The organism is Enterobacter sp. BWH52 (genome assembly GCF_001037565.1).
GTDB lineage: Bacteria > Pseudomonadota > Gammaproteobacteria > Enterobacterales > Enterobacteriaceae > Enterobacter > Enterobacter hormaechei_C.
Window position 1 is genome coordinate 1,335,629 of record NZ_KQ089854.1, and the last position, 15,615, is coordinate 1,351,243.

The window sequence follows — 15,615 nt, forward strand, 5'->3', positions numbered from 1 at the left end:
TTGTACCCTCTCCCCGTGGGAGAGGGCCAGGGTGAGGGCATTAGCCCGCACGAAACGGCAGAAATTACTTACTCTTAATATCGAAAATATCCGTCCCAAGATGGTTATAGTCGACTTTCTGTAACTTAAAGTTGGTAATGTAAACTGGCGGGCCCTTCTTCCCGGAGATAAACGGGTAATCATTTTTTATCTCTTTCGCCTTAATCCCCGTCCACTGTGAGAAGAATTTCAGGAAATCGTTCGCGGAACGGCGCGCTTTTATAATGCGATGCGTTTTGTCATCACTCGACAGCACCATAAACGGTACCTGGAAGTTCTGCTGGAACTTGTCATCGTGGGCCAGATACTGCACCTCTTTACCGCGCTCCTTAAACGCCAGGCCGTGGTCAGAGAAATAGACCATCGAGAAGCTGTCGCCGCTGTTGCGCAGCTGCCCGTACAGCTTGCTGAGCAGATCGTCGGTTTGCGTCATGGTGTAGAGGTAGCAGGACGTCTCTTTGGATTGCACAAACTCCGCATATTTTCCCCCGGTACGATCGCATGCCTGCGGGTGTGACCCCATCAGGTGCAGGACAATCAGCTGCGGCTGGGTGCGCTGGGTGGCAAAGACCTGCGCCGTCATTTTTAGCAACGCTTCATCTTTTGTGTTTTTATCGGCTTCGAAATCACCGCTTTTCAGGAACTGTACCTCGTCGGCACGCTTCGCGATGCTGGCGATGGCGGTATCATATTCGCCGATCTGTCCCTGGTTAGAGAACCACCATGTCTGAAAACCTGCCCGGTTGGCCAGGGTGACAAAATTATCCTGAAACTGCGGTTTTCCATCCACCACGCGGTTGAGCGTCAGACCGAGTGATTTCTGCGTCGAGCCGCTGGCCGCCACGTAGTCGGTAAACAGCGTACCGTTAACGGCGCTGGCAAACGGCGTGTTATCCCAGTGACCGCCAAACGCGCCGAGCGCATCGCGACGCGCGCTTTCTCCGATCACCACCACGTAGGTGTGATACTTCGGTTTCACCGCCAGCACGTTCCAGGTGTCTTTCATGGTGGAAAGCTCGGCCATACGTGCCTGCTCGTCGAGCACTTCCTCGTTATTCACCACCACGTCTTTGACGAAGCGAAACACCGGATACCCGGTATCTTTAAGCTTAAACACGCCGCCCCAGGCCAGATTTTGTACCGGCGCAACAAAAAACGTCACCACGCTAAAGGCCAGGCACAGGCTTTCAATTTTACCCCATGCTTTTTTCCCGACGGGCTTACGGCGAACCGCAATCACGCCGAGGGCAAAAATGAAAAGGCCAACCACGTAGTTGTACCACGGAAAGATCGTCAGGATCTCTGTGGACTCTTCCATATTGGTGGAGTGGAGCGCCAGCAGGGTATTAAAGTTTGGCGCGCCATAGGCCTGGCCAAACGGGAAATAGGCGGCAGCAACCAGAGAACAGATCCCGATAAGCACCTTCTGCATGCGCGGTGCGCTTCGCCAGAGAAGGTGAAGAATACAGGTGAACCCGACGGCATAAAGCAGGCTAAAGGGGTAGCCAAGAGCAAAGTTAATCAACAGCGATTGCAAAAAATAGAATCCCGTCCACGGGCTTAAGCCCCGGCTGCGGGTAACAAGTGTATCAATCAGGGTTACGTTCATAGATCACTATCACGAAAACGCCATGTGCTCACCCTGGCGTCAAGGGTCAAAGCCTGCCGGACAGTGCGTGGAAAGGGAATGAGAGGTCCGCTTCAGCGAGCCGCAAATTGTGCAGGGCTGCAAGAAGATAGTGCGAGCGTGAATTAAGGTCAACAGTTGCTAAACAGATGTTTTGCGAAGGGGGCTGCAAATACGCAAAAATAATCGGGAACAGGCCAGCTTACAGCGAAAGTGTGACATGAAAATGAAGCGGCGTACCGCGACGCCGCTTAGTGGGAAGAGTTGTCGTCCTGCTGGGGTTTGGCGTTAAACATATCGCACAGCATGTTCAACAGCATCAGGCGCACTTTAAAAGGAGAGTGGGTAAACACGATCATACACCTCTTGAATTCGTTCATAAGACCTCCTGATTCATGATCCCTTCGATCCGTGAAGGGTGACTGCATTACATACAGATATAGCACAGGCTATATTGTATAGCTATGGCTAATTCGTTAATTTTTTGTGCTTGTAGAGCTATGGTTTACAATGTGCGCTCCGTTACAGGGCGCTGGAAGCGTCAACCCCATTGAGGAAGCACAATGAACCGTCGCGCAGGTAAGCCAATAACAAAAAAAACGACGCAACTGGTGAACGTTGAAGAGCATGTGGAAGGCTTCCGCCAGGTGCGCGAGGCGCATCGCCGGGAGCTGATTGATGATTATGTCGAACTGATCTCTGATCTGATTCGTGAGGTTGGAGAAGCGCGCCAGGTGGATATGGCCGCACGCCTTGGGGTGTCGCAGCCAACCGTTGCCAAAATGTTAAAACGTCTGGCGTCGGTCGGGCTGATCGAGATGATCCCCTGGCGCGGGGTGTTTCTCACCGCTGAAGGCGAAAAACTGGCGCAGGAGAGCCGCGAGCGCCATCAGATCGTCGAGAATTTTTTACTGGTGCTGGGCGTCAGCCCGGAAATTGCCCGTCGGGATGCCGAAGGTATGGAACACCACGTCAGCGAAGAGACGCTGGTGAAGTTCCGCGAATTTACGCTCAAATACGGTCCCTCCGCTGAATGAACATCCCCGGCTTGCAGGCCCTGAAACGCGATCGCTTTTTCCATCTTTTACTTATCACTGGCGTTGGGCTCAGCGTCTTTGTGCCCTTCACGCCGCACACCTGGCCGGCGGCCATAGACTGGCGCACCATTATTACCCTGAGCGGTTTGATGATGCTCACCAAAGGCGTGGAGCTGAGCGGCTATTTTGACGTGCTGGGGCGCAAAATGGTGCGCCGCTTCGCCACCGAGCGCAAGCTGGCCCTGTTCATGGTCTTTTCGGCGGCGCTGCTGTCGACGTTTCTCACTAATGACGTGGCGTTGTTTATCGTGGTGCCGCTTACGCTCACGCTGCGTAAGCTGTGCGAAATACCGGTTACCCGTCTGATTATCTTTGAAGCGCTGGCCGTCAATGCGGGCTCGCTGCTCACGCCGATCGGTAACCCGCAGAACATTCTGCTGTGGGGACGCTCCGGCCTGTCGTTTACCGCATTTACCGGGCAGATGGCGCCGTTGGCGCTGGCGATCGTGGCGTCGCTGCTGGCGGTGGGCTGGTTTGCTTTCCCGAATAAATCGTTGCAGTACCACAGCGGTACAACCGGGCCCCAGTGGCAGCCGCGTCTCGTCTGGAGCTGCCTGGGGCTGTATATCGTTTTTCTTATCGCGCTGGAGTTAAACCAGGCGCTGGCTGGCGCGCTGCTGGTGGCGTGTGGCTTCCTGTTCCTCGCCCGGCGGGTGCTGGTGAGCGTTGACTGGACGCTGCTGCTGGTGTTTATGGCGATGTTTATTGACGTCCATCTGCTGATCCAGCTCCCGGTATTGCAGAACGTTCTCCATAGCGTTGGCGGTCTGTCGCAGCCGGGATTATGGCTGACGGCGATTGGTCTCTCGCAGGTGATCAGTAACGTGCCGTCCACCATTTTGCTGCTTAACTATGTTCCCCCTACGGTACTGCTGGCGTGGGCGGTCAACGTCGGCGGCTTTGGGCTGCTGCCCGGCTCGCTGGCTAACCTCATCGCCCTGCGGATGGCCAACGATCGCCGCATCTGGTGGCGCTTCCATTTATGGTCAATCCCGATGCTGCTCTGGTCAGCGGCGGTCGGTTTCGGACTATTCCTTCTCATATAGTGCGCAATTTGTCAGTTTTTCCTGGCAAATGTATAGCAACGTCCTAGCTTTAGTGAACGGCATAGTGTGATGCCGCTCACTGACAGGACCGTTGCTGAACTATGGCAGAAGATCAAAACCCACCTGCTGACGAGCAGGATCAAAACAATAACGAGCGCAAGCGCCCGGGGAAAAAACCGTTAATTATCCTTGGTATCGTGGTCATCGTGATGGTGATTGTGGCGCTGGTCTGGTGGTTTTTAACCCGTAACGAAGAGACCACCGACGACGCCTTTACCGATGGCGACGTAGTGACCATTGCCCCAAAAACGGCAGGCTACGTCACAGAACTTCGCGTACGGGATAACCAGCGCGTGAAAAAAGGGGATGTGCTGGTGGTGATCGATCCGCGTGATACCACCGCCCAGCGCGATCAGGCTCAGGCCCAGCTTGGGCTGGCGCTGGCGCAGCTGCATCAGGCCCAGGCGCAGCTGGCGCTCTCGAAGGTGCAATATCCCGCCCAGCGTGATGAAGCCAAAGCCCAGGTACTTAAAGCCCAGGCGGATATGGCCAACGCGCAGGCGGAGTACCGCCGTCAGCGCGGCGTTGACCCGCGCGCGACCACGCAACAAAGTATCGATGCCGCGAACGCTCAGCTGCGCAGTGCCCAGGCTGGCCTTGCCAGCGCGCAGGCGCAGCTGGAAGTGGCGGAGCAGGTACAGCTGCAAATTCGCCAGCAGGAGACCAACGTCGAAGCGCGCGAACGCCAGGTCGATCAGGCCAGAGCGCAGCTGGAAACCGCCAACCTGAATCTCTCTTATACCGAAGTCCGCGCCCCGTTCGACGGTTTTGTCACCAAACGCAACGTCCAGCCCGGTACGCTGGTGCAGGCAGGTACGGCGCTGTTCTCGCTGGTTTCCCCGAACGTGTGGGTGGTGGCGAATTTCAAGGAGTCGCAGCTTGAGCGCATGAAGCCGGGCGACAAAGTGACCGTGTCCGTCGATGCCTGGCCGGATATGGAGCTGGAAGGCCATATCGACAGCATCCAGCAGGGCAGCGGCTCGCGCTTCTCCGCCTTCCCGTCGGAAAACGCCACCGGTAACTTTGTGAAGATCGTTCAGCGCGTACCGGTGAAAATCGTGATTGACAAAGGGCTGGATCCGAACAAGCCGCTGCCGCTGGGGCTGTCGGTTGAACCGAAGGTCACCGTGGAATGACGGATCACAGCCACGATAACTGGAAGCCAGCCAGTAACCCGTGGGCGGTGGCGATTGTGGTCACCCTGGCGGTGTTTATGGAAATTCTGGACACCACCATCGTCAACGTGGCGCTGCCCCACGTCGCGGGGTCGCTCTCGGCCAGCTATGACGAATCCACCTGGGTGCTCACCAGCTACCTGGTGGCGAACGGCATCGTGCTGCCGATTTCGGCCTTTCTCAGCCGCCTGTTTGGCCGCAAACAGTTCTTCCTGATCTGCATTGTGATGTTCACCATCTGCTCGTTCCTGTGCGGTATCGCCACCGAGCTATGGCAAATCATCCTGTTCCGCGTGATGCAGGGGTTCTTTGGCGGCGGGTTGCAGCCTACCCAGCAGTCGGTGCTACTCGACTACTTTAAGCCGGAGGACAGGGGCAAAGCCTTTGGCCTTTCATCCATTGCCATTATCGTCGCGCCGGTACTCGGCCCCACGCTGGGGGGCTGGATCACCGATAACTACTCCTGGCGCTGGGTGTTCTTTATCAATATCCCGGTAGGGATTGTGACGGTGCTGGCCATCTATCAGCTGCTGGAAGATCCGCCGTGGGAGAAAAAGTCGGAAGAGAAGCTCACCGTCGACTGGACGGGGATCGGCCTGATCGCCCTCGGTCTTGGCTGTTTGCAGGTGATGCTCGACCGGGGCGAAGATGATGACTGGTTTTATTCGAACTTTATCCGCACCTTCGCAGTACTGACGCTGGTCGGTATTATCGGCGCGATCTACTGGCTGATGTATGCCAGAAAGCCGGTGGTGGATCTGCACTGTATGAAGGACCGCAACTTTGCGATCTCCAGCCTGCTGATGGCGGGGATGGCGATGATCCTGTACGGCAGTTCGGTGGTTATTCCGCAGCTGGCGCAGCAGGATTTGGGCTATACCGCCACCTGGTCCGGGCTGGTGCTCTCGCCCGGCGCGGTGCTGATTGTGCTGACCATCCCGCTGGTGCTGAAGCTGATGCCGGTGGTGCAGACGCGCTGGATCATCGCCTTCGGCTTTACCTGCCTGGCGGTGTCGTTCTTCTGGTCCCGCACGCTGACGCCGGATATCGATTTCGAAACGCTGGTGCTGTTCCGCAGCGCTCAGTCGATTGGACTGGGGTTCCTGTTTGTGCCCCTCACCACAATTGCTTTTATCTCGATCCCGAGGCGGCTTAACGCCGACGCGGCGGCGCTGTTTACCATGTTCCGCAACGTGGCCGGCTCGATTGGGATTTCGCTCTCGACGGCGGCGATCACCGAGCGCTCGCAGGCGCACAGCGCGCATCTGGCTTACCACGCTTCGCCGTTTAACGAGCAATTCCAGCTGGCGATTCGCGAAAGCGCCCAGGCGATCCAGAACTTCACCACTCAGGTGGGCGATCCGACCGACATTGCCACCGGACGGATGTACCAGACGATGATCGAGCAGTCGCGCTTTCTGGCCTACATTGACGTCTTCACCATTCTGAGCGCGGTGGCCTTATTACTGATTCCGTTTTGTTTGTTGCTCTCGCCGGTTAAGAGCGAGGGGAGTGCAGGAGCACACTGATGATACACAGACGTTTACACCCCCTGATGATAATGATGCTGCTGGTGGGTTGCGCCGTCGGGCCGGACTACCAACAGCCTGCACCGCTCGCCACCACGCACTGGAACGATAAGGGCGACAGCGCGGTGAAATCGCAAACTTCCTCCGCCGCCACTAACCCGCGCTGGTGGAAAACCTTCGGCTCGCCGCAGCTCGACAGCCTGATTGAACGCGCCATCGCCGGAAATCTGACGCTACAGCAAACCGTATTACGCATTGCCGGGGCGCGCGAACAGATTAACCAGGCCGGCGGGGCGTTTTTCCCGTCGGTGAATGGCAATGTGCAGGCGACGCGCCAGCAGCTTGGGCTGGAAGGGGAGCTAAAATCCCACGGTGTGTACGACCAGTTGAATAATGTCGATCCTGAACTGCGGGGCGCGTTAGGCCCGCTGACGCAGCCGATTAACCTCTATCAGGGCAGCTTCGACGCCCAGTGGGAAATCGACCTGTGGGGCAAGGTGCGCCGTCAGGTAGAAGCGGCCGAGGCGCAGCAGCGGGCAGCGATCGAGCAGCGTAACGATGCGCTGGTCTCGCTGGAAGCCGAAGTGGCGCGGGCGTGGCTACAGCTGCGTGGGGCGCAGAGCATCATTGCCACGCTTAATACGCAAATTGAAAGCGCACAGCAGACGCTGGAGCTGACCGAAAGCCGCCAGCGGGGCGGGCTGTCGCCGCAGATGGACGTGGAGAACGCCCGGGCGCAGCTGGGCAATCTTGAAGCCCAGCTGCCGCAGTATCAGGCGCAGGAACGCCAGGCGATGAACGGGCTGGCGATCCTCCTTGGTAAGCCGCCGGGCGCGCTGGATGCCGAACTGCAATCCGTACAGCCGATGCCTGCCCTGCCGGATATTGTGCAGACCGGTATTCCGTCCACCCTCGCACGCCGTCGCCCGGACGTGCGCGAAGCGGAGGCGAATCTCCATGCCGCCACGGCGCAGATTGGCGTCTCGGTGGCAGAGCTGTTCCCGAGCTTTACCCTCTCCGGGCAGTTTGGCTTGCGCAACAGCGAATCCAACTGGCTAACCGACTGGAGCAGCCACTTCTACAGCTTTGGCCCGCAGGTTTCCATACCGATTTTCCAGGGCGGACGGCTGGTCTCCAGCGTTAAGGTGGCGCGCGCGCAGCAGGGGGCGGCGGTGCTGGACTATCGTCAGACGGTGCTGACGGCGCTCGGCGACGTTGAAAACGCGCTGGTGAGCTATCGCACCGACCAGCAGCGTGAAGCGGGCCTGGCGAAAACCATCGACGCGCTGCAAAACGCCTTTGATCTCGCCAGCGACAGCTACCGGCAGGGGATCGCCAGCTTTATTGACGTGCTGGACGCCCAGCGTCAGCTCGCTCAGGCCGAACAGCAGCGGGCGCAGGCGCAGGTGCAGAGCGCGCTTGATCTGGTGGCGCTCTACAAAGCCCTCGGCGGCGGCTGGGAGCCGTATCAGCAGGTGCGGCTGCCAGACTACAGCGTCTTTGGCGACGCCCCGCGCGGATAATCTTTTAACAGCGATGACTCTGGCCGGATCCGCGCAGCGAATCCGGCCTTTTTATTGGGCGCGAAATTAATATTTTGGCCGGACAAATTTAAGCATTATTTAACCAACATCAGGTTAATGACTGGCACAATAATTCCGTTCTTACTTACTTAAGGGAACTAAGAATGAGTTGGAATAAAGATGTTGCTGTTTCGTATCTCCGTTCACACGCGCTGGGGCACTCTCATAGTGAATGTGCTAAGTTTACCCGTCTGGCGATTCTGGCTGGAGGTGTTAAGGTGCCTAATACAGATTATGCAAAAGATTATGGGGCGGAATTATTACGTGCTGGATTCCGTGAGCTGCCGCCCGGTTCGACTTTAATAGCTGGCGATGTGGCTGTGATACAGCCTTATCCCGGAGGAAACGGCATAGGTCACATGACTATGTATGACGGCACGCAGTGGATTTCTGATTTTGTTCAAAAAAGCATGTATCCGGGGCCTGGGTACCGCAAAATGCAACCATCATTTAAAATTTACAGGATGCATTGATGAAAAGGATATTTTTATCAGTCGCTATATTGCTGGTGGGATGTAGTTCTGCTGCCAGTCAAGATCAGAGTGCGAAAGATACTACCGAATCATTTTATAAATCCTATCTTTGTGCATTCGGCAGTAATGAAGCCAGGCCCTATCCTGCCGACGAACTGCGTAAATATGTTTCTGCTGATACTATTGCTCGCATTGGTGCTATTCAGGAAATCCCGGAACAAGAATTAATAGAGTCTGACTATTTTACGTATACCCAGGATTACGCCCGCGAATGGATACCTGCGTTACGGGTGGAAAACGTAAGGCCATTTTTAAACGGGGAAGTAGTCCAGGTGATGGAAGGGGCAGGTGGCGGGAGGAGCATTCACCTTGAAGTATTTCTTCGTCGTGAAGATGATGCATGGAAAATCTACCGCGTTCGTGACTTAACGAACAATCACGAGCATCCCATATTCAATGCCGGAGCAATTGCTCAGGCAAAAGTTGCAGCCGAACGCGGGCTTTAAACGTTAAACAGGAACTTAGCCTCGGCAACTGCCGGGGCTTTTTATTTCCATCAACCTCACAAAAAACGATCCACACCTTTGATCGACATACCATCTTCGCCTATATGACTAGTCATGAAATTTAAATGACTAGTCATAAAGGGAGCAACCATGAACAAATCACTGCCAGCCAACTTTTTATGGGGCAACTCGGTATCCAGCATGCAGACGGAAGGGGCCTGGAATGAGGGCGGGAAGGGGATGTCGGTGTATGACATTCGGGAAGCCGGTGAAAACATCTCTGACTGGAAAGTGGCGACCGACTCCTACCACCGCTACCGGGAAGATTTCGACCTGATGCAGGATCTGGGCATGAACTGCTACCGCTTCCAGATCTCCTGGAGCCGCATCTGCCCGCAGGGTGACGGCGAGTTCAACGACGAGGGCATCGCCTTTTACGACCGCTTTATTGACGATTTGCTCGCCCGCGGTATCGAGCCGATGGTCTGTCTCTACCACTTCGATATGCCGCTGGCGCTGGCGCAGGAGTACAACGGCTTCAACGATCGCCGCGTGGTGGACGCCTTTATCCGCTACGGCAAAAAGATGATCGACTGCTTCGCTGACCGGGTGAAGTACTGGCTGACCTTCAACGAGCAGAACATTTTCCATATGCCGGAAGCTTTTCGCATTTCCGGTTACATGAAAGGTGAGCAAACCCTGCGCGAGCTGTATGAGCTTCAGCACCATGCGATGGTGGCGCACATGACTCTGACCGAATACCTGCACCAGACTAAGCCGGGCAAGCTGATGGGCGGCATGCTGGCGCACCAGCTGATTTATCCGGCCACCTGCAAACCGCGCGATATCTTCTGCGCCCAGCAGTACGACGAATTCCTCAACCAGAACCTGCTGCGCGTCTTCGCGGGCCAGGGCTACAGCCCGGCGGTAATGGCGGTGGTGGAGCAGGAGGGCTTCGGCGATATCTACCGCGCAGACGATCTCGCGCTGTTTGCGCGCACGAAGAACGACTTTATGGCCTTCAGCTACTACGCCAGCAAAACGCTGGACAGCGATGCCATCCCGGAAGGCACGCCGGTTAACTATTACCTGCTGCACGGCGAGAAAAACAATCCGTACCTGAAGGCCACCGAGTGGAACTGGCAGATCGATCCGCTGGGCTTTCGCACCATCATCACCCGCTACGCCAACGACTGGCGGATGCCGGTATTCCCGATTGAGAACGGTATTGGGGTGATTGAGTCCTGGGATGGCGTGAATCCGATTGAGGATACCTACCGCATCGACTACCACCGGGCGCACATCGAGGCGATGAAAGCGGCAATATTCGAGGATGGGGCAGAGGTGATGGGCTATCTCGGCTGGGGGTTGATTGACATTCTCAGCTCGCAGGGTGACATGCGCAAGCGCTACGGCGTGGTCTACGTCAACCGTGAAAATCACGACCTGAAAGACCTGAAGCGCGTGCCGAAGAAGAGCTACGCGTGGTTAAAACAGGTTATCCATACCAACGGACGCGAGATGTAAGCCGTACGCTGCCGGGCCGTTTTTGTGACTGATTAATGGGAACACTCCGCTATGTCTGAAACAAAAATAACACCGCACATGCAGTCTTTTGTCGATAAATTTGTAGAGTTCTCGGCGCGCCTGGCAAACCAGGTGCATCTTCGCTCCCTGCGCGATGCCTTCGCCACGGTAATGCCGATTTTCATCCTTGCCGGTCTGGCGGTGCTGGTGAATAACGTGGTGTTCCCGTGGATTTTTGCGGGCGACACGCTTACGCAGTTTAAGGTGTGGGGCGAGGCGATTATCAACGGCACGCTGAACATCGCCGCGCTGCTGCTGGCCCCGATGATCGCCTGGTCGCTGGCGCGCAACAAAGATTTCGACAATCCGGTCTCGGCAGTGGTTATCGCCGTCAGCAGTTTCATTATCATGATGCCGATGCGCTTACAGATTACCCCCGTCGGCAGCGACGCCACGGTAAACGTCACCCAGGTGCTGACGTTCGCCAACATTGGCTCCACCGGGATTTTCGCCGGGGTGCTGATTGGGCTGCTCTCAACCGAGCTGTTTATCGCCATTTCACGGCTGAAGGCGCTGCACATTTCGCTCGGGGAGAACGTACCGCCAGCGGTGAGCAAATCCTTTACCGCGCTGATCCCAACGATCCTCACGCTCTCCCTGTTTGCGGTGCTGGCGGCCATACTGGCGAACGTGCTGCACACGGATCTGATCCATCTCATTACGACATTTATTCAGCAGCCGCTGCGGTTGATCAACACCAGTCTGCCCGGGACGATTTTCATCTACAGCTTCGGTAACTTCCTGTTCACGCTCGGTATTCATCAGTCGGTGGTCAACAGCGTGGTGCTGGAGCCGTTCCTGCTGATCAATACCAATGAAAATATGCTGGCCTTCGCCAACGGCCAGCCGATCCCGCACATCATCAACAACATCTTTGTGCCGACCTTTGGCATGGTGGGCGGGACGGGCAGCACAATCTCATTGCTGATCGCTATCTTCATCTTCTCAAGACAGAAATCAGCGAAGCAGGTGGCGCGTCTGTCGCTGGCGCCGGGTCTGTTCAACATCAACGAGCCGGTGATTTTCGGCCTGCCGATAGTCTTTAACCTGCCGCTTATGATCCCGTTTGTGCTGCTGCCTGCTATCGGGATTTACTTTGCGTGGCTCTGTACCACGCTGGGGTTCATGTCGCGCTGCGTGGTGATGATCCCGTGGACGACCCCGCCGATCCTCAGCGCCTGGCTGGCGACGGCGGGGGACTGGCGGGCGGTGGTGGTGCAGTTGGCAATCATCGTATTTGGTGTATTCTTCTACCTGCCTTTCCTAAAGGTGGCCGAGCGAGTGGCCTTGAAAAACAGCGGGATAGAAAACTAACTGAAAGGAAGGAAGATGGCGGCGAAGTACATCACCATAGCGCGGGAAATTAAGAAACGCATTATTACCCAGCAGTACGCCGCCAATGAACCGCTGCCGGACCAGTTCGCGCTGGCGGCGGAGTTCAGCACCAGCCGGATGACCATTCAGCAGGCGATGCGCCAGCTGATCGTTGAAGGGCTGGTCTATACCCGACAGGGGCAGGGCACGTTCATCCGCAAAAATTTCCTCCAGCTTTCCCAGTGGGATCTCTCCGGCAGCGACTACTTCGGGGCGACCAAAACCTGGGAACATTTAGGCACGGTGAGCAGTCAGGTTGTGCACTTCGAACTGCGCTTCCCGAACGAGAAAGAGCAGGCATCGCTGATGATAAATCCGGATACGCCGATCTATGACTTTATCCGTCTGCGTTTACTGAACGGTGAGCCGATGTCTCTGGACGCCACGGTAATGCCGCTCAATCTGGTCCCCGGTCTGAACAAAACCCATCTTGAAAGTTCGGTATTCCGGTATGTGCAGGAGACGCTGGGGCTGAAGATCATGGGATCGTATCGGGTGGTGCGGGCGCTGAAGCCCAGTGCGCTGGATATGCAGCACCTTGTCTGCGAGCCAACCGACCCGGTGCTGGAGGTAGAGCAGGTGATCTATCTGGAAGATGGTACGCCGCTGGAGTACGCCCATTGTCACTATCGCTATGACCATGGCGGCATCGTTATCGTGAATAACGGATAAAAAAAAGCGGACTTCAAGGTCCGCTTTTTTAATTATCACGATTAGTTTAAACGCACCGGCATACCGGAACGGTTCTGAATCGCCTGGTCAACGATGGTCGTGTCAACATCCGCCTGAGAGGTGACGGACTGCACCGCGCTGGTCAGCTTAATCGGTACGATTTCGTTGTTGTTGATCTGATCTTCGCTGGTGGACAGCGGGTTATGCACTTCAATGTAACGGCTGCCGTCCGGCTCTGACGTCGCTTTCACCGGTTCGTTAATGAACTGCACGCGCGTACCAACCGGCACGTTATCGAACAGGAATTTGATGTCTTCATTACGCAGACGCACGCAGCCGTGGCTTACGCGCAGGCCGATACCGAAGTTGGCGTTTGTACCGTGGATGGCATACAGACGACCAATGTACAGCGCGTACAGACCCATCGGGTTATCCGGGCCGGCAGGCACAACGGCTGGCAGCGGTTCACCGGCAGCAATGTACTCAGCGTGCATTTTGGCGGTCGGCGTCCAGGTTGGGCCCGCTTTCTTACGCTCCACTTTGGTGGTCCAGTTCAGCGGGGTGTCTTTACCCAGTTGACCGATACCGATAGGCAGAACGATCACGGTGTTGGTGCCTTTCGGGTAGTAATACAGACGCATTTCGGCGCTGTTAATTACGATACCTTCGTGCACGGTATCCGGCAGGATCAGCTGCTGTGGAATGTTGAGTACGGTACCCGCTTTCGGCAGATACGGGTCAACGCCCGGGTTCGCTTCCAGCATGTTAGACAGGCCGAGCTGATACTGCGCCGCGAAGTATTCCAGCGGCTGAGTGTTACCTTCCGGCACCGTCACCACCTGGTTTTCACCCACCAGACGGCTTCCGTCTGTCGGCAGGGGATACGTCACCGCAGACGCGGTCTTACAAAAACCTACTACGGCTAACGCCGCCGCAAAAAGCGTTGTTAATTTCATGTTCATGTTATGCGAGGTATCTAAGCCATTCTGGCGATGAGTTGATAAGTCTGAATCAGTAATGGGAGCGCATTATATGTGCATTCCCGTTAACTGGGAATTCAGATGTGTACGAAATCACATTTTTTTCGATTTTGTTAAAGTTTAGTGGATTACTGCAACACGGGATCTCAATTCGGAATTGTGGCATAATGCCGCGTTTATCACACTTTTCGCAGGAATCTCTCCGTGTTAGTTACCAGCAACGTCACTATGCAGTTTGGCAGTAAGCCGCTGTTCGAAAATATTTCCGTCAAATTTGGCGGCGGCAACCGTTACGGCCTGATTGGTGCCAACGGTAGCGGAAAATCCACCTTTATGAAGATCCTCGGCGGTGACCTGGAGCCAACGCTCGGTAACGTGTCGCTCGACCCTAACGAGCGCATCGGTAAGCTGCGTCAGGATCAGTTCGCCTTCGAAGAGTTCACCGTGCTCGACACCGTGATCATGGGGCATGCGGAGCTGTGGGAAGTGAAGCAGGAGCGCGATCGTATATACGGTCTCGCTGAGATGAGCGAAGAAGACGGTTACAAAGTGGCCGACCTGGAAACGCAATACGGCGAAATGGACGGCTACTCTGCGGAAGCGCGTGCGGGCGAGCTGCTGCTGGGCGTCGGCATTCCTGTTGAACAGCATTATGGTCCGATGAGCGAAGTTGCGCCAGGCTGGAAGCTGCGTGTGCTGCTGGCGCAGGCGCTGTTCTCTAACCCGGACATCCTGCTGCTCGACGAACCGACCAACAACCTGGACATCGACACCATCCGCTGGCTGGAGCAGACGCTGAACGATCGCGACAGCACCATGATCATCATTTCGCACGACCGTCATTTCCTGAACATGGTATGTACCCACATGGCGGATCTGGACTACGGCGAGCTGCGCGTTTATCCGGGCAACTACGATGAGTACATGACGGCGGCAACCCAGGCACGTGAACGTCTGCTGGCCGACAACGCCAAGAAGAAAGCGCAGATTGCGGACCTGCAATCCTTCGTCAGCCGCTTCAGCGCCAACGCCTCTAAGTCGCGTCAGGCGACCTCGCGTGCGCGTCAGATCGACAAAATCAAGCTGGAAGAGGTTAAAGCCTCCAGCCGTCAGAACCCGTTCATCCGCTTCGAGCAGGACAAGAAGCTGTTCCGTAACGCGCTGGAAGTGGAAGCCCTCACCAAAGGCTTCGATGAAGGCCCGCTGTTCAAAAACTTCAACCTGCTGCTGGAAGTGGGCGAGAAGATTGCCATCCTCGGCGCCAACGGCGTGGGTAAATCCACTATGCTGAAAACCCTGGTGGGTGAACTGCAACCGGACAACGGAACCGTGAAATGGTCTGAAAACGCGCAGATTGGTTACTACGCGCAGGACCATGAATATGAATTCGAAAACGATCTGACTGTCTTCGACTGGATGAGCCAGTGGAAGCAGGAAGGCGACGATGAGCAGGCGGTACGCAGCATTCTGGGGCGTCTGCTGTTCAGCCAGGACGACATCAAAAAGCCCGCCAAAGTGCTCTCCGGTGGTGAAAAGGGCCGTATGTTGTTCGGCAAGCTGATGATGGAAAAACCGAATATTCTGGTGATGGACGAACCGACTAACCACCTGGATATGGAATCGATCGAATCCCTGAACATGGCGCTGGAGATGTATCAGGGCACCCTGATCTTCGTCTCTCACGACCGTGAGTTCGTCAGCTCGCTGGCGACCCGCGTGATCGAAATTACGCCAGAGCGCGTGGTGGACTTCACCGGTAACTACGAAGATTACCTGCGCAGTAAAGGTATCGAGAGTTAAAAAATAGCCGGGTGGCGGCTTCGCCTTACCCGGCCTACATTTTATCCCCTCTCCCTGTGGGAGAGGG

At 56.0% G+C, this 15,615-nt stretch carries 14 protein-coding genes; 11 read left to right on the forward strand and 3 right to left on the reverse strand.

The annotated features are described in order from the left end of the window. Positions 1 to 64: 64 nt before the first annotated feature. Together SK47_RS06270 and mntS are read right to left on the reverse strand one after the other, a co-directional pair. The gene (locus tag SK47_RS06270) at positions 65 to 1,648 is read right to left on the reverse strand and encodes a phosphoethanolamine transferase (protein ID WP_032608903.1); all 1,584 of its coding nucleotides are present in this window, start codon (positions 1,646 to 1,648) and stop codon (positions 65 to 67) included. A gap of 269 nt (positions 1,649 to 1,917) precedes the next feature. Beyond that, positions 1,918 to 2,046, reverse strand: coding sequence for a manganase accumulation protein MntS (gene mntS / locus SK47_RS06275; protein ID WP_032657691.1), 129 nt, complete (start codon positions 2,044 to 2,046; stop codon positions 1,918 to 1,920). Between the two features lie 183 nt (positions 2,047 to 2,229). Between mntS and mntR the strand changes: the two genes are divergently transcribed. The 10 genes from mntR to SK47_RS06325 all read left to right on the forward strand — a co-directional run bounded on the left by mntR (position 2,230) and on the right by SK47_RS06325 (position 12,768). After that, entirely contained in the window at positions 2,230 to 2,703 is a 474-nt protein-coding gene (gene mntR, locus SK47_RS06280) for a manganese-binding transcriptional regulator MntR (RefSeq protein ID WP_048243648.1), read from the forward strand. Then, positions 2,700 to 3,809, forward strand: a complete 1,110-nt coding sequence (locus tag SK47_RS06285; RefSeq protein ID WP_023315683.1) for an anion transporter — start codon at positions 2,700 to 2,702, stop codon at positions 3,807 to 3,809. Before mntR ends, SK47_RS06285 begins: the two co-directional genes overlap by 4 nt. A gap of 101 nt (positions 3,810 to 3,910) precedes the next feature. Further along, on the forward strand, positions 3,911 to 5,005 hold the full coding sequence (locus SK47_RS06290) for an HlyD family secretion protein (protein ID WP_023324361.1): 1,095 nt from the start codon (positions 3,911 to 3,913) through the stop codon (positions 5,003 to 5,005). Then, positions 5,002 to 6,573, forward strand: coding sequence for a DHA2 family efflux MFS transporter permease subunit (locus SK47_RS06295; protein WP_048243650.1), 1,572 nt, complete (start codon positions 5,002 to 5,004; stop codon positions 6,571 to 6,573). The genes SK47_RS06290 and SK47_RS06295 overlap by 4 nt, the downstream gene beginning before the upstream one ends. Then, the gene (locus SK47_RS06300; RefSeq protein ID WP_023324362.1) at positions 6,573 to 8,096 is read left to right on the forward strand and encodes an efflux transporter outer membrane subunit; all 1,524 of its coding nucleotides are present in this window, start codon (positions 6,573 to 6,575) and stop codon (positions 8,094 to 8,096) included. The genes SK47_RS06295 and SK47_RS06300 overlap by 1 nt, the downstream gene beginning before the upstream one ends. A 164-nt stretch (positions 8,097 to 8,260) precedes the next feature. Further along, positions 8,261 to 8,629, forward strand: coding sequence for a hypothetical protein (locus SK47_RS06305; protein WP_032628178.1), 369 nt, complete (start codon positions 8,261 to 8,263; stop codon positions 8,627 to 8,629). Next, entirely contained in the window at positions 8,629 to 9,135 is a 507-nt protein-coding gene (locus SK47_RS06310) for a YqhG/Tai3 family protein (RefSeq protein ID WP_023324363.1), read from the forward strand. The genes SK47_RS06305 and SK47_RS06310 overlap by 1 nt, the downstream gene beginning before the upstream one ends. 150 nt (positions 9,136 to 9,285) lie before the next feature. Continuing rightward, positions 9,286 to 10,662, forward strand: coding sequence for a glycoside hydrolase family 1 protein (locus SK47_RS06315; RefSeq protein ID WP_048243652.1), 1,377 nt, complete (start codon positions 9,286 to 9,288; stop codon positions 10,660 to 10,662). Between the two features lie 51 nt (positions 10,663 to 10,713). Then, complete coding sequence (locus tag SK47_RS06320; protein WP_023324365.1) at positions 10,714 to 12,036, forward strand: PTS sugar transporter subunit IIC; 1,323 nt, start codon at positions 10,714 to 10,716, stop codon at positions 12,034 to 12,036. A gap of 15 nt (positions 12,037 to 12,051) precedes the next feature. Continuing rightward, positions 12,052 to 12,768 (forward strand): GntR family transcriptional regulator, encoded by a 717-nt coding sequence (locus SK47_RS06325; protein WP_023305749.1) that lies wholly within the window; start codon positions 12,052 to 12,054, stop codon positions 12,766 to 12,768. A 41-nt stretch (positions 12,769 to 12,809) separates the two neighbouring features. On the opposite strand, the gene ldtB is transcribed toward SK47_RS06325, so the two are convergent. After that, positions 12,810 to 13,730 carry a L,D-transpeptidase gene (gene ldtB, locus SK47_RS06330; RefSeq protein ID WP_003858435.1) on the reverse strand — a complete coding sequence of 307 codons (921 nt, stop codon included), beginning with the start codon at positions 13,728 to 13,730 and terminating at the stop codon, positions 12,810 to 12,812. A gap of 222 nt (positions 13,731 to 13,952) precedes the next feature. Here ldtB and SK47_RS06335 point away from each other — a divergent pair, with 222 nt between their 5' ends. After that, positions 13,953 to 15,548, forward strand: coding sequence for an ABC-F family ATPase (locus tag SK47_RS06335; RefSeq protein WP_003858434.1), 1,596 nt, complete (start codon positions 13,953 to 13,955; stop codon positions 15,546 to 15,548). The last annotated feature ends 67 nt before the right edge of the window (positions 15,549 to 15,615 follow it).

What these genes read in the sequence shown, in the direction of transcription:
- SK47_RS06270 (WP_032608903.1), bottom strand. Translation starts at nt 1,648, where the DNA reads ATGAACGTAACCCTGATTGATACACTTGTTACCCGCAGCCGGGGCTTA.
- mntS (WP_032657691.1), bottom strand. Translation starts at nt 2,046, where the DNA reads ATGAACGAATTCAAGAGGTGTATGATCGTGTTTACCCACTCTCCTTTT.
- mntR (WP_048243648.1), top strand. Translation starts at nt 2,230, where the DNA reads ATGAACCGTCGCGCAGGTAAGCCAATAACAAAAAAAACGACGCAACTG.
- SK47_RS06285 (WP_023315683.1), top strand. Translation starts at nt 2,700, where the DNA reads ATGAACATCCCCGGCTTGCAGGCCCTGAAACGCGATCGCTTTTTCCAT.
- SK47_RS06290 (WP_023324361.1), top strand. Translation starts at nt 3,911, where the DNA reads ATGGCAGAAGATCAAAACCCACCTGCTGACGAGCAGGATCAAAACAAT.
- SK47_RS06295 (WP_048243650.1), top strand. Translation starts at nt 5,002, where the DNA reads ATGACGGATCACAGCCACGATAACTGGAAGCCAGCCAGTAACCCGTGG.
- SK47_RS06300 (WP_023324362.1), top strand. Translation starts at nt 6,573, where the DNA reads ATGATACACAGACGTTTACACCCCCTGATGATAATGATGCTGCTGGTG.
- SK47_RS06305 (WP_032628178.1), top strand. Translation starts at nt 8,261, where the DNA reads ATGAGTTGGAATAAAGATGTTGCTGTTTCGTATCTCCGTTCACACGCG.
- SK47_RS06310 (WP_023324363.1), top strand. Translation starts at nt 8,629, where the DNA reads ATGAAAAGGATATTTTTATCAGTCGCTATATTGCTGGTGGGATGTAGT.
- SK47_RS06315 (WP_048243652.1), top strand. Translation starts at nt 9,286, where the DNA reads ATGAACAAATCACTGCCAGCCAACTTTTTATGGGGCAACTCGGTATCC.
- SK47_RS06320 (WP_023324365.1), top strand. Translation starts at nt 10,714, where the DNA reads ATGTCTGAAACAAAAATAACACCGCACATGCAGTCTTTTGTCGATAAA.
- SK47_RS06325 (WP_023305749.1), top strand. Translation starts at nt 12,052, where the DNA reads ATGGCGGCGAAGTACATCACCATAGCGCGGGAAATTAAGAAACGCATT.
- ldtB (WP_003858435.1), bottom strand. Translation starts at nt 13,730, where the DNA reads ATGAACATGAAATTAACAACGCTTTTTGCGGCGGCGTTAGCCGTAGTA.